Raw genomic sequence first — 22,407 nt, 5'->3', positions numbered from 1 at the left:
TCATGTCACCCCGGCCGCCGGTGCGCGGACGGGGAATCGATCGACTGCCGGCCACGACCGGCCCTCAGCGGACCAGGCCCCAGCGGAAGCCGAGCGCCACGGCGTGTGCCCGGTCCGAGGCGCCGAGCTTCTTGAACAGACGCCTGGCGTGCGTCTTCACCGTGTCCTCCGAGAGGAACAGCTCACGGCCGATCTCGGCGTTCGAGCGGCCGTGGCTCATTCCTTCGAGCACCTGGATCTCACGCGCGGTGAGCGTCGGCGCCGCGCCCATCTCGGCCGACCGCAGCCGGCGCGGGGCGAGCCGCCACGTCGGATCGGCCAGCGCCTGGGTGACGGTGGCGCGCAGCTCCGCGCGGGAGGCGTCCTTGTGCAGATAGCCGCGGGCACCGGCGGCGACCGCGAGCGCGACACCGTCCAGGTCCTCCGCGACGGTCAGCATGATGATCCTGGCGCCGGGGTCGGCGGAGAGCAGCCGCCGCACCGTCTCCACACCCCCGAGACCGGGCATGCGTACGTCCATCAGAATCAGATCCGAACGGTCGGCGCCCCAGCGGCGGAGGACTTCCTCGCCGTTGGCCGCCGTCGTCACCCGCTCGACGCCGGGCACGGTCGCGACCGCGCGACGAAGCGCTTCTCGGGCAAGCGGGGAGTCGTCGCAGACGAGGACGGATGTCATGACCGTCCTCCGAAGCCGATGCGCGTCACCTTGAGCCTCCAGGCTGTTACATGTCGTCACCTGTGCGGTTGACACTCTCGGACACCTGCCCGATCGCTTTTTTCGTCAACCGCTTCCGCCCTCTCAACGATGGTCACTCGAAAGAGTTACGGGTCGGACAAGCGGGTTCGGCACTCTACGTGAGGGGCCGCACACGGAGGAGAACGGCGCGGATCATCCAATCCTCAACCGAAACTTCGTATGAAGCTATGCCCCATTTAGCGGGTTTTCTTCCCTTTTGCTGGTGTCTGTGGATAGATTCGCAATCAGTCATATTTACATCTGCTTACACCGTAGATGTACGGTCGTTGGCACGGTCGATGACGGAAGACAACGACGTTTCCGACTCAGCACGGTTTCGAGGGGACAAGCAATGGCAGATTTCTCCCGCCTTCCCGGACCCAACGCCGATCTGTGGGACTGGCAGCTGCTGGCGGCCTGCCGCGGGGTGGACAGCTCGCTGTTCTTCCACCCGGAGGGCGAGCGCGGGGCGGCCCGCAGCGCCCGTGAGAACTCGGCGAAAGAGGTCTGCATGCGATGCCCGGTGCGCGCCGAGTGCGCGGCGCACGCCCTGGCGGTGCGCGAGCCCTACGGAGTGTGGGGCGGACTGACCGAGGACGAACGCGAGGAACTCATGGGACGGGCCCGCAGCCGGCTGATCGCGGCCGCGCCCGCGGGCGTCCCGTCCCCGGCGGGGCACGGCTGATTCCGCCGGTCCCGTACGGCAATAGAGAAACGTTTCCGCACCTCACCCGGCCACCGGTCGTGGCGTGGGCCGGGCCGTCGGCGTGCCGCTCAGCGGGCGGCCGCCAGGGACAGCCGGTCCAGGGTGGCCGCCACCGCCGGGACCTGGGCCAGGTCGGGCAGGGTCAGTGCGACGATCTCGCGCTCGATGGCCGGTTCCACCGTCACCGCGCACGCCCCCTTGGGACGCACCGACTCGATCGCCAGCTCCGGCAGCACGGCCACGCCGAGCCCGGCGCCGACCAGGCCGACCACCGCCGGATAGTCGTCGGTGGCGAAGTCGATCCGCGGGGTGAAGCCCGACTCCTCGCAGACCTCCACGAGCTGGCGGCGGCAGCGCGGGCAGCCCGCGATCCACGACTCCCCGGCCAGGTCGGCGATGCCCACGGCGGCCGAGCCCGACAGCCGGTGCCCCTCGGGGACCAGGCCGATCAGCCGGTCGGTGAGCAGCGGCCGCACGACCAGGTCGTCCCACTCCGCGCCGGAGGCGCCGTAGCGGAACGCCAGCGCGATGTCGCAGTCGCCCTCCCGCAGCATCTCGACCGAGCGCGGCGGCTCGGCCTCCACCAGCGAGACCCGGGTGCCGGGGTGGGCCTCGCGCAGCGCGGCCAGGGCGCCGGGGACCAGGGTGGAGCTGCCGCTGGGGAACGAGACGAGCCGGACCCGGCCGGCCCGCAGCCCGGCGATCGCGGCGACCTCCTCCTCGGCGGCGGTGAGCCCGGCGAGGATGCCGGAGGCGTGCCGCACGAGGGCCTGGCCGGCCTGGGTGAGCCGCATCTCGCGTCCCGTACGGATCAGCAGGGTGGTGCCCGCGGAGGCCTCCAGGGCCTTCATCTGCTGGCTGACCGCGGGCTGGGTGCAGCCCAGCTCGCGGGCGGCGGCGGAGAACGAGCCGGTGGCGGCCACGGCGCGCAGGACACGGAGATGACGGGCTTCGATCACCCCTCAACCATAAGCGCCTCTTGGGTCTGGCGCGTATTAATACCGCACATCTTTGAGGGTGGAGTGGTTAGCGTCTCCGTATGACGTCCATGGAACCGACAGAGCCGATGCGGCTGCTGACCGTCAACGCGGGACGAGCGGAGCGCGTCGGCCACACCGACGCCCCGGGGGGAACGACCGGTATCGACAAGCGGCCCGTCGAGGGCCCCGTGCGCGTCGACGACCCCGGGCCCAAGGGCACCGGCGGCAGCGGGCTGGCCGGGGACGCGGTGTGCGACCTGCGCCACCACGGCGGCTCCGACCAGGCGGTGTACGCCTTCGCGCGCGAGGAACTCGACCGGTGGGAGCGGGAGCTCGGCCGCCCGCTGGCCAATGGCGCGTTCGGCGAGAACCTGACGACCCGTGGGCTCGACGTGAGCGGCGCCAGGATCGGCGAGCGCTGGCGGATCGGCCCCGATCTGGTGCTGGAGGTGACCTCGGGGCGGATTCCGTGCCGTACGTTCGCCGGTCATCTCGGCGAGCGGGGCTGGGTCAAGCGGTTCACCCGGGCGGCCGCTCCGGGCGCCTATCTGCGGGTGATCGAGCCCGGCGAGATCCGGGCGGGCGATCCGGTCGCGATCGTGCACCGGCCGGACCACGACGTCACCGTGGTGATGGAGTTCCTGGCCTCGACGACCCGGCGGGACCTGCTCCCGCGACTGCTCCCGGCCGGGGAGGCGCTGCACCCGGAGGCGCTGCGCGCGGCTCTGAAGTATGTCGGGAAGCAGGCGGTGGACAGCTGATCGCCCGGTGTCGCCCAGGCACTAACGTGCCGCGTATGACGACTGCACTGATTACGGGAGCGACCGCGGGGATCGGTGCCGCCTTCGCGCGGCGGCTCGCGGCCGACGGGCACAACCTGGTGCTGGTGGCACGCGACGCCGAGCGGCTGCGCGAGCAGGCGACCGAACTGCACGACCGGCACGGCATCGAGGCCGAGGTGGTGCGGGCCGACCTCTCCGAGGACGAGGGGATCGCTGCGGTGGAGGACCGGTTGACGGACCGTCGGCACCCGGTGGACCTGCTGGTCAACAATGCCGGGTTCGGCAACAAGGGGCACTATCTGGACGTGCCCATGGCCGATGAACTGAAGATGCTGAAGGTGCACTGCGAGGCGGTGCTGCGGCTGACCTCGGCGGCCGCGGCCGGGATGCGGGAGCGCGGCCGGGGCGGCGTGGTCAACGTGGCCTCGGTGGCGGCCTTCCTGCCGCGCGGGACGTACGGCGCGTCCAAGGCGTGGGTGGTGCAGTTCACCCAGGGCGCGGCGAAGGACATGGCCGGCTCGGGGGTACGGCTGATGGCGCTGTGCCCGGGGTTCGTCCGGACGGAGTTCCACCAGCGGGCCGGGATGGGGACGGGCAACATCCCGGGCTGGATGTGGCTCGACGCGGACAAGCTGGTGGAGGCGGCCCTCGCGGACCTGGCGCGCGGGAAGTCGGTCTCGGTCCCGGACCCCCGGTACAAGGCGCTGATGGGGCTCGTGAAGGTGACGCCGCGCGGCCTGCTCGGAGGGGTCGCCTCCAAGACAGGCCGCAAGTACGGTCCCCGGTGAGCGGTCGGTTACCGCACCCCGCGGCCCGCGTAGGCGCCGATGTTGGGGGCGCCGGGCTTGAGCCGGTTGCCGAAGTAGTCCTTGCCGCCGTTGTTCTCGATGACGGCTCCGGCGGCGAGGGCCGGCGAGCCCGCGCCGAGCCGGAAGTCGGCCCGGAGCTTCGGGTCGGCCGTGATGCCGCCGGGGTTCGGGCGGGTCATGTCGATGCCGTAGAAGGCGTTGTGGTCGAAGGAGAGCCCGGGGGTCGGGTTCTTGAAGGCGTAGCCGCCGGTGCCCTCGCTCACGAAGACGTTGTTGCGGATGGCCAGTTCGTGCTGGGTGGTGGCGGGGCTGCCGGCGTCGTCCTGGACCAGATAGCCGGGGATCTGTTCCTTGTTGTGGAAGGTGTTGTTGTAGATCTCGGTGCCCAGGATCGGGCCCCAGCAGTTCTGGACGAGGCGGGCGCCGTCGTCGCTGCTGACGTTGTAACGGGCGACCGTGCCAATGGTCTTGGCGCCGCTGTACGGGCAGATCAGCAGGAAGCCGCCCTTGTTGTCGTGGCTGTAGTTGTACTGGAAGACGGTGTTCTGCGAGGCGCCGTCGGCGTCGAAGGACATTCCGTCGTGGGTGTTGCCGCCGCCCGAGACCTCGTTGTACTCGACGGTGGTGTCGTCGGTGTTGAAGGTCCAGATGCCCGCGTTGGCGGAGGGCGAGCGGAGCTGGAAGCCGTCGACCCGGTTGTGGTCGACGCGGGCGCCGCTGGTGGTGTCGAGCTTCATGCCGTCACCGGCCAGGGACTTCAGGATGTTGTGGTGGATCCGGACGCCGGTGCTGGGCGTCCACTCCCCCGGGTACACGTTCGGGTCCTGCTGGTCGCCGACCAGATCGCGCTTGGAGAACGTCGACTTGAAGTAGATGCCCTCGCGGTCGACGTCCTCGATGCGGTTGCCGCCGATGTCCAGCCCGTCGTACCAACTGGCCTTCGCCGTGCCCTCGACGGCGATGTGGATCGCGCTGGAGCCGGAGACCGTCTTGTAGTCGCCGCCGCGCACATCGTGGATGTAGAGGCCGGAGATGTCGAAGCCGCGGGCGACGCCGTAGTCGGTGAGGCGGAGCCGGACGCCGTTGCGCTCGCTGCCGGGGTTGTCGGCGTTGGTGATCTCCAGCGCCTTGAGGTGCACGTACTGGGTGTTGGCGAGCAGGACGACGTCGTGGGCGCCCGCGCCGTCGAGCCTGGCGCGGGCCGGGCCGTTGCCGTAGTCGGCGATGGTGAACGGGGCGCGGGCGGAGCCGGTGCCGGTGGGGGCGAGGGTGCCGGTGCAGGTGGCGCCGCGCTTGAAGAGGAGCCGGTCGCCGGGGCCGTAGGTGTGCGCGTTGGCCTCGGCGAGCGAGGTCCAGGGGTGCTTCTTGCTGCCGGTGGCTCCTGCCGGGTCCGCGGCGCAGTCGACGTGGAAGGTGCGGCCGGCGGGCGCGGCCTGCGCGGCGGTCTGGCCGGCGACGGTCAGTCCGGCTGCGGCGGTCAGGGCCGCGAGCGCGGCGGCGGTGACGCGATGTCTCACAATTCCTCCGTACGAACGGTCAGGGTCGGGACGAACAGTCGGTGGCGGAGCGGGGCGAGTCCGCATCGCCGGAATCCTGGACTCGGATTGATCGAACGTCAATGGATTGCGTTTGAATGATCGAAACTCCCATCGTTCGATCACGTTGGTCTAGGGTTCTTTGTTTGAACGGGCCCGGCCCGGTCCGAGCGAAGGACCCCGGGGTCGGACGACGGCCCCGGCACCGGCCGGACCGCGGGCCGGGTCACACACTGCGAGGGGACTGCCGCCGTGCGCGAAAGTGCTGCTGAACGTCATGACCGCCTGCTCGGGCTGGTACGGGAACGGGGTTCGGCCCGGGTCTCGGATCTGGCCTCGCTGCTGGGCGTCTCGTCCGTCACGGCGCGCCGGGACGTGGAGGAGCTGGCGGGCCGGGGCCTGCTGGACCGCGTCCACGGATCGGTGTCCTGGCCGCAGGAGACCGGGCCGGGCAGCGGCTCCGGTGCCGGCTCCCCGCGCGGCGGCCTGGTCCTCGGCATGCTCGCGCCCTCGTCGACCTACTACTTCGCCGAGGTCATCCGGGGGGCCCACGAGGCCGCCGCGCGGGCCGGGGCCAGGCTCGTCCTGCGGATCTCCGACTACCGCCCGCAGGAGGACCACGCGCGCACCGAGGGGCTGCTCTCCGCGGGCGCCGAAGGGCTGCTGGTCGCGCCCGGCTGGCAGGATCCGGGCGACCCCGCCGCGTTCGGCGGCTGGATCGCCTCGCTGCCCGTGCCGACCGTGCTGCTGGAGCGCAGGCCCACCGCCGGCTCCCCGCTGGACGGCCTGGACCGGGTCTGCTCGGACCATGCCCACGGGGTGCTGCTGGCGGTGCGTCACCTGGTGGAGCTCGGGCACGGGGCGCCGCTGCTGATGGCCCGCGCGGACTCGCCGACCGCCGTCGCGGTGCGTTCCGGGTACGCGGAGGCGCTGGCGGTGCTCGGGCTGCGCGCCCCGCAGGACGTGATCGACTCCGTACCGGCCGAGCTGGCCCCGGACGCCTTCGAGCAGGCCGTACGGGCGCTGCGCGAGGCGGTCCTCTCGGGGGTGGCGACGGCGGCGCTGATCCACAACGACGTGGACGCGATCCAGGTGGTGCAGCGCCTGGCCGAACTGGGCGTGCGGGTGCCGGAGGACCTGGCCCTGATCGCCTACGACGACGAGGTGGCGGCGCTCGCGGACACCCCGCTCACGGCGGTGGCGCCACCCAAGCGCGAGGTGGGCCGCCATGCCACGGAACTGCTGGTGGAGCGGCTGGGCCAGAGCACGGACGAGCCCCGGCGCCATCTGACGCTGCTGCCGCAGCTGAGGGTCAGGGACTCGTGCGGGGCGCGCCACCGGTAGCCGGGTCCGCCCTCGGGGACGGTGTTCCCGCGAGCTTCATGCCCGGTTCCGCAGAGTGTCTCCTGTGCTTCCGTACGTAACTTATCTGATCTTTTTTCGATCAATCGATCTTTCGCTCTTGACTTCGGTCACGACTGGTCCAAGGATCACGGCCAACGCCAATGTCGCCGCCAGTTCAGGAGCCTCGCTGTGAGCCGCAGTCCGAGCAGAACGTCCCTCGCCGTAGTCGGCACCGCCACCGCCCTCGCCCTCCTCACGGCCTGTGGCGGCAGCGGCGACGACGACACCGCCACCGGAAGCGACGGCAAGCCCGTCAGCATCACCTTCTGGGGCTGGGCCAAGGGGTCCAAGGAAGTCGTCGACGCGTTCAACGCCTCGCACAAGAACATCAAGGTGGTGTACGAGGAGATCCCGTCCGGCAACGCCGGCGGCTACGCCAAGATCTCCAACGCGGTGAAGGCGGGCAACGCCCCCGACCTGGTCTCCATCGAGTACCCGCAGCTTCCGGAGTACGTCAGCCAGGGCGCGCTCCAGGACATCGGCCAGTACTTCACCGAGGACATCCGGAAGAAGCTGCTGCCGCAGGCGGTCGAGCTGACGACGCTCGGCGGCAAGAACTGGGCCGTCCCCTTCGACGCCTCGCCGCAGTCCTTCTACTACCGCAAGGACCTGTTCGAGAAGTACGGCGTCGAGGTCCCCAAGACCTGGGACGAGTTCCGCAAGGCCGCCGAGAAGATCAAGAAGGCCGACAAGAAGGCCCGGATCGGCACCTTCTTCCCCGACGACCCGACCACCTTCCAGGCGATGGCCTGGCAGGCCGGCGCCCAGTGGTACAAGCCCGAGGGCGACACCTGGAAGGTCAGCACCGCCGACGCGGCCACCAACAAGGTCGCCGACTACTGGCAGGGCCTCCTCGACGACGACCTGATCCGCGCGAACGCCTCGTTCAGCCCCGAGTGGACCAACTCCCTCAAGAGCGGCGGCACCGTCGGCTACCTCGGTGCCGCCTGGGGCGCGGGCGTCCTCAAGGGCACGCTGCCTGAGCAGAGCGGCAAGTGGGCCGTCGCCCCGATGCCCAGCTGGGACGGCAAGCCCGCCAGCGGCATGCTCGGCGGCTCCACCTTCGCGGTGACCAAGACCAGCAAGAAGGCCAAGGCCGCGGTCGAGTTCGCCACCTGGATGTCGACCACCGAGGAAGGCATCAAGGCCCGCATCGAGTCCGGCACGTCGAGCGCCTTCCCGGCCGCGGCGGCGCTGCGCCCGGTGGCCAAGAAGTCCTTCGACGCCGGCTTCTACGGCGGCGAGGACATCTACCAGGTCTTCGAGGGCGCCGCGACGTCGATCGGCCAGAACTGGAACTGGGGCCCGACGACCGGCACCACGAACACCACCATGAAGGACCAGTTCGGCAAGGTCGCGAGCGGTGGCACCACCATCAAGGACGCCGTCAAGGCCGGGCACGACGCCACGGTCGCCGAGCTGAAGAAGCGCGGTCTGAAGGTCGAGGACGCAGGCTGATGAAGCGCGCCCGGACGACCAGAGCCGCCGCCATCCTGCTGGGGCCCTTCTTCGTACTGTTCACCCTGGTGATGGTTCTGCCGATCGGTTACGCGGTCTGGCTCAGTCTGTTCACCGAGAAGCAGTCCGGCCTGGGCTTCGGCGGCACCGAGACCGTCTTCAGCGGACTCGACAACTACACGGCGGCCCTGGGCGACCGGGCGTTCCGCGAGGGCTTCGGCGTACTCCTCGGATACTGCCTGTTCTACATTCCGCTGCTGCTCGTCGGAGCACTCGCCCTCGCCCTGCTGCTGGACTCCACGCTGGCCCGCGCCCGCCGGTTCTTCCAGCTCGCGCTCTTCCTGCCGCACGCCGTGCCCGGCATCATCGCCGCGCTGATCTGGGTGTACCTCTACACCCCGCAGCTCAGCCCGGTGGTCAGCGCCATGGAGTCCGGCGGGATCGGCTTCGACTTCCTCTCCCCCGACGGTGCCCTTCCCTCCATCGTCAACATCGCGCTGTGGGAGTGGCTCGGCTACAACATGGTGATCTTCTACGCCGCGTTGCAGGCCATCGACCGCTCCGTGCTCGAAGCGGCCACCGTCGACGGGGCCGGTGCCTGGCGTACCGCGCTCAGCATCAAGGTGCCGCTGATCCGCTCCTCCCTGGTGATGGTCGCGCTGTTCACGATCATCGGCTCGCTCCAGCTGTTCACCGAGCCGCTGATCCTCAACATGGGGACCGGCTCCGCCGTCACCTCCACCTGGACGCCGAACATGTACGCGTACACCGCGGCCTTCGGGCGCAACGACTACGGACTCGCCGCGGCCTCCTCCATCCTGCTGGCGCTCACGGCCGCGCTGCTGTCCTTCGTCGTCACCCGCTTCACCGGCCGGAAGGGCAAGAAAGCATGAACTCCCCCGCCTCCCGAAGCCGCTGGATGTCGAAGACCGCCGTCAACGGCTTCCTCCTGCTCGCCGTCGTCTACATGCTCTTCCCCCTGGTCTGGCTGGTCACCGCCGCCACCAAGGACACCGGCGGGCTGCTCGCCGGCAACGCCTTCTCCTTCGAGGGCTTCAACCTCGGCGAGAACCTGTCGAACCTGGCCTCCTACGGCGACGGCATCTACTTCCGCTGGTACCTCAACAGCCTCCTGTACGCGGGCGGCGGGGCGCTCGTCTGCTCGCTGATCTGCGTCGCCGCGGGCTACGCCTTCGACAAGTACGAGTTCCGCGGCAAGGAGAAGCTGTTCGGTCTCGTGCTGATGGGCGTGCTCGTGCCGACGACCGCGCTCGCGCTGCCGATGTACCTGCTGGCCTCCAAGACCGGCTTGGTCAACACCTACTGGTCGGTCCTGATCCCGGTCCTGGTCAACCCCTTCGGCGTGTATCTCGCCCGGGTCTTCAGCACCGGCTACATCCCGAACGAGGCACTGGAGGCCGCCCGTATCGACGGGGCCGGCGAGCTGCGCGTCTTCTGGTCCATCGGACTGCGCATGGTCATGCCCGGATTCGTGACCGTCTTCCTCTTCCAGTTCACCGCGATCTGGAACAACTTCTTCCTCCCCCTGGTGATGCTCTCGGACCGCAAGCTCTTCCCGCTGAGCCTCGGTCTGTACTCCTGGAACACCAACACCCACGGCGAGCCGAGCTTCTATCCGCTCGTCGTCACCGGCTCCCTCCTCGCCGTCATCCCCCTGATCGTCGCGTTCGTCTCGCTTCAGCGGCACTGGAAGGCCGGACTGACCGCCGGCAGCGTCAAGTGACTCTCACCGCGAGCCCGAGGAGTACGAGTTCCACCATGCCCCACGCCACTGACAACCGGCCGACGGCCCTGCTCGCGATGGGGCCCGGCATCGCCGACCGCCTCCTCGCCGACCGCCACCGCACCCGGCTGGCCGCCCTCGCCCGCACCGACCCGCACCTCGTCGCCCACGACCTGGCCGACCCGACGCCCGAGGTGGCCGCCGCGCTCGCCGAGGCCGAGGTGCTGTTCACCTGCTGGGGAGCGACACCGCTCACCGAGGAGGTGCTGGCGGGCGCGCCCCGGCTGCGGGCCGTCGTGCACGCCGCGGGTTCCGTGAAGCACCACATCACCGACGCCTGCTGGGAACGCGGCATCGCCGTCACCTCGGCGGCCAACGCCAACGCGCTGCCGGTCGCCGAGTTCACCCTCGCCACGATCCTGTTCGCGGGCAAGCGGATCCTGCACACCGCGCACCGCTACCGCGAGCTGCGCACCGACCACGACTGGCTCTCGGAGCTCGACGGGGCCGGCAACTACCGTCGTACGGTCGGCATCGTCGGCGCTTCCCGCATCGGCCGGCGGGTGATCGAACTGCTGCGCCCCTTCGACCTGGACGTGCTGCTGTACGACCCGTACGTGGACGACGCGGAGGCGGCACGGCTCGGCGTGCGGCTCGCCCCGCTCGACGAGCTGTGCGCGAGCAGCTCCGTGGTCTCGGTGCACGCGCCGCAGCTGCCGGAGACCCACCATCTGATCGGTGCGGCGCAGCTGTCCGCCATGGCGTCCGGGACGACGCTGATCAACACGGCGCGGGGTTCGCTGATCGACGAGGACGCGCTGCTCGCCGAGCTGACGACCGGCCGGCTGCGCGCGGTGCTGGATGTGACCGACCCCGAACTCCCGCCCGCGCACTCGCCGTTGTACACGCTGCCCAATGTGCTGCTCACTCCGCACGTGGCGGGTTCGCTGGGCGACGAGCTGCACCGGATGGCCGATCAGGCACTGGACGAGCTGGAGCGCTTCGGATCCGGTCTGCCCTTCGCGGACCCGGTGTTCGCGGGGGCGCTGCCGCGCTCGGCGTAGGGCGTATACCGAAGTGCCGCCGTCCGGATCGGGCACCGGGCGCGCGAGCCCGGCACGATCCGGACGCGTAGCCCTGACACGGACGGTCCCGGCCGGTCGGCATCCCCCGAGCCGACCGGCCTTCTCCGTGCCCCGCTCCCCCGGGGTACCGGTGCACACCGCGTACGGTGCGCGGCTACCCGCCGCGGGGCGATCCGGTGGCCGATGACGCCTGCCACCCGGGCGCCCACTCTGCCGGACGGCGTACGGAGATCACATGGGGAGTTCTGCGTATTGACAGCGCCCGGACGAGCTGCGATGCCGAAGGCTTCCGGTGGCCCCCGAACGCCGAAAGGCCCCCTGTCCCACCGTCGAGCGGTGGGACAGGGGGCCTTCTGCGGCTGTGCGCCCCGAGCGGTTACGCGTCAGTGGGCGTGGCCGTGACCGCCGTGGGCGGCCTCGGCCTCTTCCTCGGCCGGCTTCTCGACGACCAGGGTCTCGGTCGTGAGCAGCAGCGACGCGATGGACGCGGCGTTCTCCAGCGCGGAGCGGGTGACCTTGACCGGGTCGATGACGCCGGCCTTCACCAGGTCGCCGTACTCGCCGGTCGCGGCGTTGAAGCCCTGGCCCTTGTCGAGCTCGGAGACCTTCGAGGTGATGACGTAGCCCTCGAGACCGGCGTTCTCGGCGATCCAGCGCAGCGGCTCGACGGCGGCGCGGCGCACGACCGCGACACCGGTGGCCTCGTCGCCGGTCTTGTCGAGGTTGCCCTCCAGGACCTTGACGGCGTGGACCAGAGCGGAGCCACCACCGGAGACGATGCCCTCCTCGACCGCGGCGCGGGTCGCGGAGATGGCGTCCTCCAGACGGTGCTTCTTCTCCTTGAGCTCCACCTCGGTGGCGGCACCGACACGGATCACGCACACGCCGCCGGCCAGCTTCGCGAGGCGCTCCTGGAGCTTCTCGCGGTCCCAGTCGGAGTCCGTGGCGTCGATCTCGGCCTTGATCTGGTTGACCCGGCCCTTGACGTCGCCGGGCTCGCCGCCGCCGTCCACGATCGTCGTGTCGTCCTTGGAGACGGTGACGCGACGGGCGGTGCCCAGCACGTCCAGACCGGCCTGGTCGAGCTTGAGGCCGACCTCCTCGGCGATGACGGTCGCACCGGTGAGGGTGGCGATGTCGCCGAGCATGGCCTTGCGGCGGTCACCGAAGCCCGGGGCCTTCACCGCGACGGCGTTGAAGGTGCCACGGATCTTGTTGACGACGAGGGTCGACAGCGCCTCGCCCTCGACGTCCTCGGCGATGATCAGCAGCGGCTTGGAGCCACCGGCCTGGATGACCTTCTCCAGCAGCGGGAGCAGCTCCTGGATCGAACCGATCTTGCCCTGGTGGATCAGGATGTACGGGTCGTCGAGGACGGCCTCCATACGCTCCTGGTCGGTCACCATGTACGGGGACAGGTAGCCCTTGTCGAAGGCCATGCCCTCGGTGAAGTCGAGGTCCAGACCGAAGGTGTTGGACTCCTCGACGGTGATGACACCGTCCTTGCCGACCTTGTCCATCGCGTCCGCGATGAGCTCGCCGACCTGCGGGTCCTGCGCGGAGAGCGCGGCCACGGCGGCGATGTCGGTCTTGTCGTCGATCGGGCGGGCGGTCGCGAGGAGCTCCTCGGACACGGCCTTGACCGCGGCGTCGATGCCCTTCTTCAGGGCGGCCGGGGAGGCACCGGCGGCGACGTTGCGCAGACCCTCGCGGACGAGCGCCTGGGCGAGCACGGTGGCGGTGGTCGTACCGTCACCCGCGACGTCGTTGGTCTTGGTCGCCACCTCCTTCACCAGCTGGGCACCGAGGTTCTCGTACGGGTCGTCGAGCTCGACCTCGCGCGCGATGGTGACACCGTCGTTGGTGATGGTGGGAGCGCCGAACTTCTTGTCGATGACGACGTTGCGGCCCTTGGGGCCGATCGTCACCTTGACCGTGTCGGCAAGCTTGTTGACGCCGCGCTCAAGGGCGCGACGGGCGTCCTCGTCGAACTTCAGGATCTTCGCCATGGGAGCTGAGCTTTCCTCTCGAACGAACTGCGCCCCCGGCCGCCCGGCTGGTTAGTTCGCAGGGGGCCAGGGGCGCAGAACAGAAAACGTGGGTGAATTACTTCTCGATGATCGCGAGGACGTCGCGAGCCGAGAGGACGAGGTACTCCTCGCCGTTGTACTTCACCTCGGTGCCGCCGTACTTGCTGTACAGCACGACGTCGCCGGTCTTGACGTCGAGCGGAAGGCGCTCGCCGTTCTCGAAGCGACCCGGGCCCACGGCCAGGACGACGCCCTCCTGGGGCTTCTCCTTGGCGGTGTCCGGAATGACCAGGCCGGAGGCCGTGGTCTGCTCGGCGTCGAGCGGCTGGACCACAATGCGGTCCTCGAGCGGCTTGATCGCAACCTTGGTGCTGGCGGTCGACACGATCCGGTCTCCCCCTTCGGAGATCTCACGGGGTAACAGTCTTGGGGTGGCGACCAGGCCGATCCGTCGTCGCGGGTGCCGGACCTGCCAGTCGCGCAGTACTGCTGGCACTCTCCAGTGGTGAGTGCCAGCACCGAGACTATGACCGGGATTAGCACTCGGTCAAGCGGAGTGCCAATTCGCGCGATCGTGGCGTCGCCGCCGCGGCGGCCGGGCATCGTCCGGACAACGGTCCGGACACCGTGGGGACAACGTACGGACGGACCGGACCGTTCCGTACGGCCGTGGGGACATGACGCGTCCCCCGCACCCCGCTCCGCGCCCGCGTCCGGACCCGCGTGCCGGGCGGCCGTACGCGTCGCGCGCCGTGAACGGCTGCCTCGATGTGGCGCTCGGGCCGCTGCCGATCCCGCTGGAGGCGCCGATCGGCGCGGTCGCGACGCTCCGGCCGGCGCTCTCCCGGACGGATCCCGGCGGCCCGGGGCCGACGGAGCCGCCCGCGGCGGCCCGGACGCCCGTCCCGGTCTTCGGCGGGATCACCGCGGCCGCCCGCCTCTTCGCCGTCGTGCCGATCCGGGCGCACCGGCCCCGGGCGGGCTCCAGGTGCCGACGCCGTGCGTGATGACACCGCGGGCCGAGGACGGGGCTACGGCCGCCCACAGCCGGTGCCCGCGCCCGTTCCCTCGTACGAACCCGGCGGGGACGGGGCTACGGCCGCCCGCAGCCGGTGCCCGTGCCCGTTCCCTCGTACGAACCCGGCCGGGCCGGCCACCAGTGCCTCAGCGGCGGCGACGGCCGCGAGCGCCGGGTCTCCGGCGGCCGACGGCAGGCGATCACGACCAGGGAGCCCGCCCCGCCGTGGTCGCCGTGCACCGGCGCCTCCGGCGGACGGTTCACCCGCTGGGCGGCCTTGCGGCCCAGCCGTTCGATCGGGTCCACCGACTGCGCGCAGCCGGTGGTGGTGAGGAGCGCACCGACCAGCAGCAGTCCGGCCGCCGACCGGTGCGCGCGTCTCATACGTAGTCCTCCAGCCGGGCCACGGCGTAGCCGCGGTCCGTGACGGTCTTCATGACCGCCCGGACCAGGTCGGCCATGCTGCCGCCCCATTCACCGCGCCCCCGGAAGTGCGTGAGGATGATGTCGCCCGGGTGCAGGTCCTCGTCCTCCTCGCGCCACTCCATGTGGTCGGGGAATGCCTCGGCGTTCCAGAGGGGCACCGCCTTGATCCCGCAGGACCGCGCGATGCGGAGCGTGTCCCCGTTGTAGTTGCCGTAGGGCGGGCGGAAGAGGACGGGCCGCTTCCCGAACTGCTTCTCGATGATGTCCTGCTGATGGCAGATCTCGCGCTTCTGCTCGGCGTACGAGAGGCCGGGGAGATAGGGGTGGGTGAGCGTGTGGTTGTCGAGGGCGACGCCCAGCCGCTGGGCCTCGCCGAAGTATCCGTAGTTGTCGTTCACCTCGTAGTCGCTGAGGAACGCGCTGTACGGGATGTCCAGCTCGTCCATCATCTGGAGCAGCTCGGGGTCCTTGTCGGAGCCGTCGTCGATCGTCAGGAAGACGACGCGGTCCTTGGTCGGGACGGTGGTGAAGACCGGTGGCAGCGAGTCGTCGCCGCCCTCCACCTCGAAGCCCTCGCGGGTGGTGATGCGCGGCTTCACCAGGGGCGGCGGCGGTGCGATCAGCGGTGTCTTCTCCAGCCCCCACTTCTTGGCGAGCGTCGCGCGCACGGCCGGGGCGAGCTTCGCGTTCTCGTGGGCCTCGCCGGGCTCCCGCGCCTGGGGGGCGCGCTGTCCGGGGCCGCCCGGACGTCCGGCGCCGGGGTTCGTGCCCGCCTCCGCTCCCGGGAAGCCGACGACGGGCCGCTCCCGGTGCTCGTCCTCGCCGCCCGCCCCGGAGGCGCAGCCGGAGCCGACCGCGGCGACCAGGAGGGCGGCCAGGACGGCGCAGGCGGGCCGGTGCCCGCCCGGACTCCGGCCGCGTCCGGTGCCCGATACGGAGGTTCCGTGACGCTTCATTGTGTTTTTTTCGTTTTGTCGTACTAGTTGCATGGCGCCGCATCCTGCCAGCACGCGATCGGCCTCCCGGCCCGACACCGCCGCCGGGCCCGCCGGTCTACCCGGCTGGCTCACAATGGGACGAGTGAACGCTCTCGCCCCGAACGACCCGTCCGCCGCCGGCCGGTCCGACGCCCCCGACCCCCTCGCCGCCTTCCAGGCCCTGCGCACCCCCGAGGGCGCCGCGCTCCTGGACGAACTGCGGACGTACGACCCCGCCCAGGAACTCGCCACCGCCACCCGGCTGCGCCGCAGCCACCCGGCCGCCCTGGTGTCGGCGGCGCTGGGACAGGCCCGGCTGCGACAGCGGGCGGTGGCGAAGTTCGGCGCCGAGGACGCGTACCGGATGTTCTTCACGCCGAACGGCGTCGAGCAGGCGACCCGTACCTCGGTGGCCGCCCATCGCGCGCGGCGGTTCGCGGAGACGGGCGGGGTGCGCCGGGTCGCCGACCTCTGCTGCGGGATCGGCGGCGACGCGATCGCGCTCGCGCGGGCGGGCATCGGCGTGCTCGCCGTGGACCGCGACCCGCTGACCGCCGAGGTGGCCCGCGCCAACGCCGCAGCCCTGGGCCTGGACGGTCTGATCGAGGTGCGGTGCGCCGATGTCGCCGACATCGACACCTCGCCGTACGACGCGGTCTTCGTCGACCCGGCCCGGCGCGGCGGCCGGGGCCGGATCTTCGACCCGGAGGCCTACTCGCCGCCGCTCTCCTGGGCGACCGGCGCCGCGCTCGCCGCCCCCCGCGCCGCCCTGAAGATCGCCCCGGGCATCCCGCACGAGGCGATCCCGGCGCAGGCGGAGGCCGAGTGGATCTCGGACGGCGGCGACGTGAAGGAGGCGGTGCTCTGGTTCGGCGAGGGCTTCGCGGCCGGTTCGTACCGCGCCACCGTGCTCCCGGCCGGGGCCTCCCTGTGGGCCGGGGCCCCGCTGCCCGCCCCGCCGGTCGGCCCGGTCGGCCGCTATCTCCACGAGCCGGACGGCGCCGTCATCCGCGCCCATCTGGTCGCCGACCTCGTGGCACGGTGCGAGGGCAGGCTGGTCGACGAGACCATCGCGTACATCACGAGCGACCGGCCGTACGCGTCCCCGTACGTCTCCGGGTACGAGATCACCGACCGGCTGCCGTTCAACATGAAGAAGCTGAAGGCGCTGCTGCGGGAGCGGAAGGTGGGCGTCCTGACCGTCAAGAAGCGCGGCTCGGCGGTCGAACCGGAGGAACTGCGCCGCCGGATGAAGCTCGCCGGGCCGAACTCCGCGACGGTCTTCCTGACCCGGGTGGCCGGAGCGCCGACGATGCTGCTCGGCCACCCGCTGACCGGCCCGGCCTGAGACCGGCGGCCGTCAGGCGAGGTCGGTCAGGTCCTCCGCGTACACCTGCGAGAGCGGCTGGGGACCCACGTACTGCTGGCAGTTGCACTGGCCGGACTCGAAGCGGACCGGCTTCTTGGCCTCGTCCCAGGCCGTCGGCACCTCGATCCGCTCATGGCACTTGCCCTGCTTGTCATGCTTGGCGAGATGGTGCGTGCAGCCGCAGATCGGCTCCGGCGGCCGGTTCGCCGCTTCGAGCGCCAGCCGTTCCTGCCTGGCCGCTTCGAGGAGTTCGAGCTTGCGGGCGTGCCGGTTGCGCAGTGCCGTACGGACGTTGTCGACGGCCCATCCGAAGCCGCCCGTCCAGAAGATGATGAGCACCCACCAGTACCACTCCATGTCGTCCTCCCCCTGACGTGATCCATGTGTCACGCCAGGATAGGACCGGGGTCAGCGGTGAGCGCCTCCTCCTACGGAGAACAGCGGCTCCGGCGCGGGTGCTCCGGCCAGCACCCGCAGCACCCAGCGCCGGTGGGCGAACGCCTTGACCAGGCCGATGAGTCCGACGATCCAGGCGGTCACCCCGAGCCCCATGACCAGCACGGCCAGTCCGTAGGGCTCGCCGTTCAGTCCGCCGCCGGCCGGGACGGCGACGCAGGCGTACAGCCCGACCGCGCAGAGCGCGAAGGACATCAGCAGCCAGGCGAGGGAGACGCCCGGCATCCGCAGGGCCGCGTCGCGTGCCGGATCGCGGTCCAGGCCGCCCCAGGCGTCGAGCAGCCGGCGGATCCTGCCGTCCCGGCGCAGGCCGATGACGACGACGATGACGGCGGGCACCACACAGCCGACGCCCATGGCGACGATGACCACCCCGACCGCGGCGCTGATGACGTCGTAGGACTCCTCGAAGGTGATCAGCGCCGTGCCCACCAGCAGCCAGCCGAGCGCGCAGAGCGCCCCCCACAGCCACAGCAGCGCCAGCCGCCCCGGTGCCACATGGTCCCGGACCAAGGCGTCGAGCACCGCGGCCCGGTCGGCGAGCAGGGCCTCCCGGTCGGGCCAGGAACGTATGCCCACGGGAGGCGGTGGCGGCGGCAGAGGTGCGCGGGGAGACATGGTGCAGACCCTACCGACCGTGTGTGCGGGGCCGGTTCGGGAGCGGCGCTTCCCGGGGCGCGGCTTCCGCGGCGCGGCGCGCCGGCCGGTGACGGGCGGTCAGCGGCCGTCCCGGGCCGGGTGTTCCGCGCGGGCCAGCAGCAACGCCCGTTCCCGTGCGTTGCGGGTCAGCCCGGCCGCCCGCGTGAACTCCGCCCGTGCCTCCGCCAGCCGCCCCGTCCTGGCCAGCAGGTCCCCGCGGACGCTGGGCAGCAGATGGTAGCCCCGCAGCGCCGGGTCACCGGCCAGCGCGTCGACCAGGGCGAGACCGGCCGCCGGTCCCCGCGCCATCGAGACCGCCACGGCCCGGTTCAGCCCGACGACCGGGGACGGGACGATCGCGGCGAGGCGGTCGTAGAGGGCGGCGATGGTGTCCCAGTCGGTGTCCTCGTACGTCGCCGCCCGCGCATGGCAGGCGGCGATCGCGGCCTGCACGGTGTACGGGCCGAGCCCGGCGCCCCCGCTCCGGGCCACGGCCCGCTCCAGGGCGGCGACCCCGCGCCGGATCAGCAGGCGGTCCCAGCGGGCCCGGTCCTGGTCGGCGAGGAGCACCGGCGCACCGTCCGGCCCGGTCCGGGCGGCGGTCCGTGCGGCCTGGAGCTCCAGCAGCGCGGCCAGTCCGTGGACCTCGGGCTCCTGTTCCATCAGACCGGCGAGCACCCGGGCCAGCCGCAGCGCGTCCTCGCAGAGCGCGGGGCGCAGCCAGTCGTCGCCCGCGGTCGCCGCGTACCCCTCGTTGAAGATCAGGTAGATCACTTCGAGCACCGGACCGAGGCGGGCGGCGCGCTCCGGCCCGTACGGCGCCTCGAAGGGGATGCCCGCGCGGCCCAGGGTCCGTTTCGCCCGGACGATGCGCTGGGCGACGGTCGGTTCCGGGGCCAGGAACGCGCGGGCGATCTCTTCGGTGGTCAGGCCGCCGAGCAGACGCAGGGTGAGAGCGATCCGGGCCTCGGTGGCGAGCACCGGGTGGCAGGCGGTGAAGATCAGCCGGAGCAGATCGTCGTCGATGCCGTCCGTCCCGGGGGGCTCGGGCGGCGGCACGTCCGCCAGGGAACGGCCCACCTCGGCCAGCTTGCGCGCGTAGGTCTCCTTGCGGCGTACGAGATCGATCGCGCGGTGTCTGGCGGTGGCCATGAGCCAGGCGCCCGGCCGGTCCGGGACACCTGACTCCGGCCACTGCTCCAATGCGGCCACCAGGGCGTCCTGCGCGATCTCCTCGGCCATGCCGACGTCCCGCACGATGCGGGCGACCGCCGCGATGATCCGCGGGGACTCGATCCTGAAGACCGTCTCGACCGCCCCGGTCGCGCCTGCTGCCGTCACGGTCACCCATCACAGCAGCCGCACCGGGGCGGGGCAAACGGGACCGGTCAGGCGCCCGGGGTGCCCTCGTCGATCCGGCGGACCTCGGAGGTCACGGTCCAGCTCTCCGGGTGGGTGCGCAGGAAGCGCCGGGTCCACTCCAGGGCCTCCTCCTCGTCCTTGACCTGGAGGATGGCGTAGCCGCCGACGACCTCCTTGGTCTCGGTGAAGGGCCCGTCGGTCCGGCTGAGCTTCCCGCCGGACCAGGTGACCCTGGTCCCTTGGGAGGTCGGGGCGAGCCCGGCCGTCTCCAGCATGACGCCCGCCTTGGTGATCTCCTCGAACAGGGCGCCCATGCGCTTCTCGAACTCGGGGTCCGGTTCGGGGAAGGGGTGCTGCTCGTCGATGCGGATCAGCGACATGAAGCGTGGCATGGTGCCTCCTGGGTCCGGGGGCGGGGTCGGTCCCCGCCTCTCACCCTTGCGTCGAACGGGACCCGGCCGGATCGACAGGTCCCGGGAAATTCTTCCGGGAACTCTCCGGCCCGGCGACCGGAGCGGTCTCCGGCTCGGGCGCCTCGGCGCTCTCCGGCGCCGGGGCGGTCCGCTGCACGGCCGCCCTGCCGCCCGGAAGCAGCACCAGGGCCACCAGCGCCGCCACCACGAGCAGCCCGGCGCAGACCCAGAACGCCGCCGCGTACCCGGCCGCGAGGTCGGCGGGCCGTGCCCCGTCCCCGGTGACCCGGGCGGCGACGGTGACCAGCACGGCGAGCCCCAGCGAGCCGCCCACCTGGCGGGCGCTGTTCATCAGCCCGGAGGCCATGCCCGTCTCCTCGGGCACCACGTCGGTCGTGGCGGCCGTGCCCAGCGGCACGAAGCACATCCCGACGCCGACGCTGCACACGAGGGACGGGCCGAGGATCGAGTAGAGGAAGCTGCCGTCCGCCTGCGCCGTCGCCGCGAACCCGGCCAGGCCGAGCGCGGCCAGGACGCCGCCGAGCGCCAGCAGCCGCCCGGTGCCGAGCGCCGCGACCGCACGGGTGGCGATGAGCGATCCGGCGACGACGCCCGCCGAGAACGGCAGGAAGGCGGCCCCGGCGGCGGTCGGCCCGTAGTCGAGGACCTGCTGCATGTAGAGCGAGACGAAGTAGAAGGCGGCGAACTGCCCGGAGCTCAGCAGCAGGCAGAAGATGTTCGCGGTCAGGACCGGCCGCTGGGTCAGCAGTCCGGGGCGCAGCAGCGGACTGCCGGTCCGCAGCTCGACGACGACGAAGGCGGCGAGCAGCAGCACGGCGGCGCCCAGCGTGCCCAGTGTCCGGGCCGATCCCCAGGCGTCGGTCGACGTCCGTACGAGCCCGAGGACCAGCAGCGTCGTGCCCGCGGTGGCCAGCAGCGCGCCCGTCACGTCGAGCCGGGCGCCGGTCCGGGCCCGGCCGCCGCGCAGTCCGCTGCGCGCGGCCCCCACCATCGCGAACGCCACGATCGGCACGTTCACCAGCATCACCGCGCGCCAGCCCGCCGCGTCGGTGAGCACCCCGCCCGCGAGCACGCCGACCGCGCCGCCCGCCGCGCCCGCCATGCCCCACAGCCCGAGGGCGCGGGAGCGGGCGGGTCCGGCCGGGAACGCCAGGGCGATCAGCGCGAAGGCGACCGGGGCGAGCGCGGCGGCCCCGGCCCCCTGGACCGCCCGCGCGGCGATGAGCGCGCCGGGCGACTGGGCGAAGCCGCCGGCCAGGCTGGCGACGCCGAACAGCACCAGGCCCGCCGTCAGGACCCGGCGGCTGCCGAGCAGATCGCCCAGCCGGCCGCCGAGCATCAGCAGTCCGCCGAAGGCGAGCGCGTAGGCGTTCACCACCCACAGCAGCCCCTGGGGCGTGAAGCCGAGATCGCCGCGCATGTCCGGCAGCGCGACGTTCACCACGGACATGTCCAGCGCCACCATGAACTGCACGACGAGAGCCACCACCAGCAGCCAACGCGTATGCCGCGACTGATCCTCCACGACTCTTCCCTTCCCTCTGGTCCATCCGGTCGAATGATTACTATACGCGTATAGAAATTGAGCACACGGGGGCCCGGGAAGGGGCCGGAACGGCGGCACGGGAGACAATGCCCAGGTGGCAGGGACAGAGAAGAAGCGGGCACCCGCGGCGAAGGCACCCATAAAGAAGGCGCCTGCGAAGAAACAGGCGCCGGCAAAACGATCGGTGGGGCGGCCGCGCCGGCTCGACCCGGACACGATGGTCGCCACCGCGCGCCGCATCGTCGAGGAAGAGGGCGTGGACGCCCTGAGCATGCGGCGGGTGGCGAAGGAGCTGGGCTCCACGCCGATGGCGCTCTACCACTACGTGCAGGACAAGGACGAGTTGCTGATGCTCACCCTGTCCGGCACCGCGGCCGCCTTCCCCCGTCCCCGGCTGCCCGAGGACCCGCGCGAGCGGCTGCTCGCCGTGGCCGTGCACATGCACGACATCCTGTCCCGGATCCCGTGGGTGCTGGACATCCTGGCGCTGGGCGAGCTGACCGACCGCAACGCGCTGTGGATGGTCGAGGAGATCGTCGACTCGGCGATCGCCTGCGGTCTCTCCCCCGCCCAGGCGGTACGCGCCTACCGGACGGTCTGGAGCTATGTCTACGGCGACCTGGTCTTCCGCCGGGCGGCCGAACGCCGAGCGGAGAATCCGCCGGGCAGGCACTGGTTCCCCGAGATGGTGACCGAGGAGGACGCGGCGACGCTGCCCCGGCTCACCGCGATCAAGGACGACTGGCGCGCGTACGCCGCCGACTACGAGGTGGCGGACGAACTCGACGCGATCGTCCGGGGACTGATCGACCGCGGGACGTCCACCGCCTGAGGAACCGGCGGAGTGACGGGCGGGACACAGGCGGGGAACCGGCCGGGTGGCCGCTGCCCCGGAGCGGGTCGGCCGCCGG

Annotated in this window: 23 protein-coding genes; 11 read left to right on the top strand and 12 right to left on the bottom strand. The window is 71.6% G+C overall.

The window, feature by feature from the left end:
• Nucleotides 1–64: 64 nt before the first annotated feature.
• Complete coding sequence (locus ACFVFH_RS06090) at nt 65–676, bottom strand: response regulator transcription factor (protein WP_003948568.1); 612 nt, start codon at nt 674–676, stop codon at nt 65–67.
• 412 nt (nt 677–1,088) lie between these two features.
• Here ACFVFH_RS06090 and ACFVFH_RS06085 point away from each other — a divergent pair, with 412 nt between their 5' ends.
• Nucleotides 1,089–1,421 (top strand): WhiB family transcriptional regulator, encoded by a 333-nt coding sequence (locus ACFVFH_RS06085; RefSeq protein WP_383764031.1) that lies wholly within the window; start codon nt 1,089–1,091, stop codon nt 1,419–1,421.
• A gap of 89 nt (nt 1,422–1,510) precedes the next feature.
• Here ACFVFH_RS06085 and ACFVFH_RS06080 read toward each other — a convergent pair whose 3' ends face one another.
• Nucleotides 1,511–2,401, bottom strand: coding sequence for a LysR family transcriptional regulator (locus ACFVFH_RS06080; RefSeq protein WP_383764028.1), 891 nt, complete (start codon nt 2,399–2,401; stop codon nt 1,511–1,513).
• Nucleotides 2,402–2,508: 107 nt separating this feature from the next.
• On the opposite strand from ACFVFH_RS06080, the gene ACFVFH_RS06075 reads away from it, so the two are divergent.
• Both ACFVFH_RS06075 and ACFVFH_RS06070 read left to right on the top strand, forming a co-directional pair.
• Nucleotides 2,509–3,183 carry an MOSC domain-containing protein gene (locus tag ACFVFH_RS06075; RefSeq protein ID WP_383765552.1) on the top strand — a complete coding sequence of 225 codons (675 nt, stop codon included), beginning with the start codon at nt 2,509–2,511 and terminating at the stop codon, nt 3,181–3,183.
• 35 nt (nt 3,184–3,218) lie between these two features.
• Nucleotides 3,219–3,992 (top strand): SDR family NAD(P)-dependent oxidoreductase, encoded by a 774-nt coding sequence (locus ACFVFH_RS06070; RefSeq protein WP_383764025.1) that lies wholly within the window; start codon nt 3,219–3,221, stop codon nt 3,990–3,992.
• Between the two features lie 8 nt (nt 3,993–4,000).
• On the opposite strand, the gene ACFVFH_RS06065 is transcribed toward ACFVFH_RS06070, so the two are convergent.
• The gene (locus tag ACFVFH_RS06065; protein ID WP_383764022.1) at nt 4,001–5,530 is read right to left on the bottom strand and encodes a right-handed parallel beta-helix repeat-containing protein; all 1,530 of its coding nucleotides are present in this window, start codon (nt 5,528–5,530) and stop codon (nt 4,001–4,003) included.
• A gap of 270 nt (nt 5,531–5,800) precedes the next feature.
• Here ACFVFH_RS06065 and ACFVFH_RS06060 point away from each other — a divergent pair, with 270 nt between their 5' ends.
• From ACFVFH_RS06060 to ACFVFH_RS06040, 5 genes are all read left to right on the top strand, one after another.
• On the top strand, nt 5,801–6,892 hold the full coding sequence (locus ACFVFH_RS06060; protein WP_383764019.1) for a substrate-binding domain-containing protein: 1,092 nt from the start codon (nt 5,801–5,803) through the stop codon (nt 6,890–6,892).
• 189 nt (nt 6,893–7,081) lie between these two features.
• On the top strand, nt 7,082–8,410 hold the full coding sequence (locus tag ACFVFH_RS06055; RefSeq protein ID WP_383764016.1) for an ABC transporter substrate-binding protein: 1,329 nt from the start codon (nt 7,082–7,084) through the stop codon (nt 8,408–8,410).
• Nucleotides 8,410–9,303 (top strand): carbohydrate ABC transporter permease, encoded by an 894-nt coding sequence (locus ACFVFH_RS06050; RefSeq protein ID WP_383764013.1) that lies wholly within the window; start codon nt 8,410–8,412, stop codon nt 9,301–9,303. Before ACFVFH_RS06055 ends, ACFVFH_RS06050 begins: the two co-directional genes overlap by 1 nt.
• Nucleotides 9,300–10,154, top strand: a complete 855-nt coding sequence (locus ACFVFH_RS06045) for a carbohydrate ABC transporter permease (RefSeq protein ID WP_383764010.1) — start codon at nt 9,300–9,302, stop codon at nt 10,152–10,154. Before ACFVFH_RS06050 ends, ACFVFH_RS06045 begins: the two co-directional genes overlap by 4 nt.
• A gap of 35 nt (nt 10,155–10,189) precedes the next feature.
• Nucleotides 10,190–11,218 (top strand): hydroxyacid dehydrogenase, encoded by a 1,029-nt coding sequence (locus ACFVFH_RS06040; RefSeq protein ID WP_383764007.1) that lies wholly within the window; start codon nt 10,190–10,192, stop codon nt 11,216–11,218.
• 404 nt (nt 11,219–11,622) lie between these two features.
• On the opposite strand, the gene groL is transcribed toward ACFVFH_RS06040, so the two are convergent.
• Together groL and groES are read right to left on the bottom strand one after the other, a co-directional pair.
• Nucleotides 11,623–13,248, bottom strand: coding sequence for a chaperonin GroEL (groL, locus tag ACFVFH_RS06035; RefSeq protein ID WP_383764004.1), 1,626 nt, complete (start codon nt 13,246–13,248; stop codon nt 11,623–11,625).
• Between the two features lie 97 nt (nt 13,249–13,345).
• Nucleotides 13,346–13,654: a co-chaperone GroES gene (groES, locus tag ACFVFH_RS06030; RefSeq protein WP_093540722.1), complete on the bottom strand. Its 309-nt coding sequence runs from the start codon at nt 13,652–13,654 to the stop codon at nt 13,346–13,348.
• Nucleotides 13,655–13,946: 292 nt separating this feature from the next.
• On the opposite strand from groES, the gene ACFVFH_RS06025 reads away from it, so the two are divergent.
• Nucleotides 13,947–14,276 (top strand): hypothetical protein, encoded by a 330-nt coding sequence (locus tag ACFVFH_RS06025; protein WP_383764001.1) that lies wholly within the window; start codon nt 13,947–13,949, stop codon nt 14,274–14,276.
• An 86-nt stretch (nt 14,277–14,362) separates the two neighbouring features.
• Here ACFVFH_RS06025 and ACFVFH_RS06020 read toward each other — a convergent pair whose 3' ends face one another.
• Both ACFVFH_RS06020 and ACFVFH_RS06015 read right to left on the bottom strand, forming a co-directional pair.
• The gene (locus tag ACFVFH_RS06020; protein ID WP_383763998.1) at nt 14,363–14,671 is read right to left on the bottom strand and encodes a hypothetical protein; all 309 of its coding nucleotides are present in this window, start codon (nt 14,669–14,671) and stop codon (nt 14,363–14,365) included.
• Nucleotides 14,668–15,669, bottom strand: coding sequence for a polysaccharide deacetylase family protein (locus ACFVFH_RS06015; protein WP_383763995.1), 1,002 nt, complete (start codon nt 15,667–15,669; stop codon nt 14,668–14,670). Before ACFVFH_RS06015 ends, ACFVFH_RS06020 begins: the two co-directional genes overlap by 4 nt.
• Before the next feature lie 115 nt (nt 15,670–15,784).
• On the opposite strand from ACFVFH_RS06015, the gene ACFVFH_RS06010 reads away from it, so the two are divergent.
• A complete protein-coding gene (locus tag ACFVFH_RS06010; protein WP_383763992.1) occupies nt 15,785–17,038 on the top strand; it encodes a methyltransferase domain-containing protein in 1,254 nt (417 codons plus the stop codon).
• A 12-nt stretch (nt 17,039–17,050) separates the two neighbouring features.
• Here ACFVFH_RS06010 and ACFVFH_RS06005 read toward each other — a convergent pair whose 3' ends face one another.
• From ACFVFH_RS06005 to ACFVFH_RS05985, 5 genes are all read right to left on the bottom strand, one after another.
• The gene (locus ACFVFH_RS06005) at nt 17,051–17,416 is read right to left on the bottom strand and encodes a hypothetical protein (protein ID WP_383763989.1); all 366 of its coding nucleotides are present in this window, start codon (nt 17,414–17,416) and stop codon (nt 17,051–17,053) included.
• 51 nt (nt 17,417–17,467) lie between these two features.
• Entirely contained in the window at nt 17,468–18,133 is a 666-nt protein-coding gene (locus ACFVFH_RS06000; protein WP_383763986.1) for a hypothetical protein, read from the bottom strand.
• A 99-nt stretch (nt 18,134–18,232) separates the two neighbouring features.
• On the bottom strand, nt 18,233–19,501 hold the full coding sequence (locus tag ACFVFH_RS05995; RefSeq protein ID WP_383763983.1) for an RNA polymerase sigma factor: 1,269 nt from the start codon (nt 19,499–19,501) through the stop codon (nt 18,233–18,235).
• A gap of 41 nt (nt 19,502–19,542) precedes the next feature.
• Nucleotides 19,543–19,908, bottom strand: coding sequence for a YciI family protein (locus tag ACFVFH_RS05990; RefSeq protein WP_383763981.1), 366 nt, complete (start codon nt 19,906–19,908; stop codon nt 19,543–19,545).
• Between the two features lie 40 nt (nt 19,909–19,948).
• Nucleotides 19,949–21,415, bottom strand: coding sequence for an MFS transporter (locus tag ACFVFH_RS05985; protein ID WP_383765551.1), 1,467 nt, complete (start codon nt 21,413–21,415; stop codon nt 19,949–19,951).
• 220 nt (nt 21,416–21,635) lie between these two features.
• On the opposite strand from ACFVFH_RS05985, the gene ACFVFH_RS05980 reads away from it, so the two are divergent.
• Nucleotides 21,636–22,328 (top strand): TetR/AcrR family transcriptional regulator, encoded by a 693-nt coding sequence (locus ACFVFH_RS05980; RefSeq protein ID WP_383765549.1) that lies wholly within the window; start codon nt 21,636–21,638, stop codon nt 22,326–22,328.
• The last annotated feature ends 79 nt before the right edge of the window (nt 22,329–22,407 follow it).

The organism is Streptomyces sp. NPDC057697 (genome assembly GCF_042799335.1).
In the GTDB taxonomy this organism is placed as follows: domain Bacteria; phylum Actinomycetota; class Actinomycetes; order Streptomycetales; family Streptomycetaceae; genus Streptomyces.
The sequence above is the reverse complement of the archived record's forward strand: the minus strand, read 5'-3'. Positions and strand labels throughout refer to the sequence as shown.

Coding starts and splice junctions, on each gene's coding strand:
- ACFVFH_RS05985 (WP_383765551.1), bottom strand. CDS start 21,415: ATGGTGGCGCTGGACATGTCCGTGGTGAACGTCGCGCTGCCGGACATG.
- ACFVFH_RS06020 (WP_383763998.1), bottom strand. CDS start 14,671: ATGAGACGCGCGCACCGGTCGGCGGCCGGACTGCTGCTGGTCGGTGCG.
- ACFVFH_RS06025 (WP_383764001.1), top strand. CDS start 13,947: ATGACGCGTCCCCCGCACCCCGCTCCGCGCCCGCGTCCGGACCCGCGT.
- ACFVFH_RS06050 (WP_383764013.1), top strand. CDS start 8,410: ATGAAGCGCGCCCGGACGACCAGAGCCGCCGCCATCCTGCTGGGGCCC.
- ACFVFH_RS06075 (WP_383765552.1), top strand. CDS start 2,509: ATGCGGCTGCTGACCGTCAACGCGGGACGAGCGGAGCGCGTCGGCCAC.
- ACFVFH_RS06005 (WP_383763989.1), bottom strand. CDS start 17,416: ATGGAGTGGTACTGGTGGGTGCTCATCATCTTCTGGACGGGCGGCTTC.
- ACFVFH_RS06015 (WP_383763995.1), bottom strand. CDS start 15,669: ATGAAGCGTCACGGAACCTCCGTATCGGGCACCGGACGCGGCCGGAGT.
- ACFVFH_RS06090 (WP_003948568.1), bottom strand. CDS start 676: ATGACATCCGTCCTCGTCTGCGACGACTCCCCGCTTGCCCGAGAAGCG.
- ACFVFH_RS06045 (WP_383764010.1), top strand. CDS start 9,300: ATGAACTCCCCCGCCTCCCGAAGCCGCTGGATGTCGAAGACCGCCGTC.
- ACFVFH_RS05990 (WP_383763981.1), bottom strand. CDS start 19,908: ATGCCACGCTTCATGTCGCTGATCCGCATCGACGAGCAGCACCCCTTC.
- ACFVFH_RS06085 (WP_383764031.1), top strand. CDS start 1,089: ATGGCAGATTTCTCCCGCCTTCCCGGACCCAACGCCGATCTGTGGGAC.
- groL (WP_383764004.1), bottom strand. CDS start 13,248: ATGGCGAAGATCCTGAAGTTCGACGAGGACGCCCGTCGCGCCCTTGAG.
- ACFVFH_RS06040 (WP_383764007.1), top strand. CDS start 10,190: ATGCCCCACGCCACTGACAACCGGCCGACGGCCCTGCTCGCGATGGGG.
- ACFVFH_RS06070 (WP_383764025.1), top strand. CDS start 3,219: ATGACGACTGCACTGATTACGGGAGCGACCGCGGGGATCGGTGCCGCC.
- ACFVFH_RS06010 (WP_383763992.1), top strand. CDS start 15,785: ATGGGACGAGTGAACGCTCTCGCCCCGAACGACCCGTCCGCCGCCGGC.
- ACFVFH_RS06000 (WP_383763986.1), bottom strand. CDS start 18,133: ATGTCTCCCCGCGCACCTCTGCCGCCGCCACCGCCTCCCGTGGGCATA.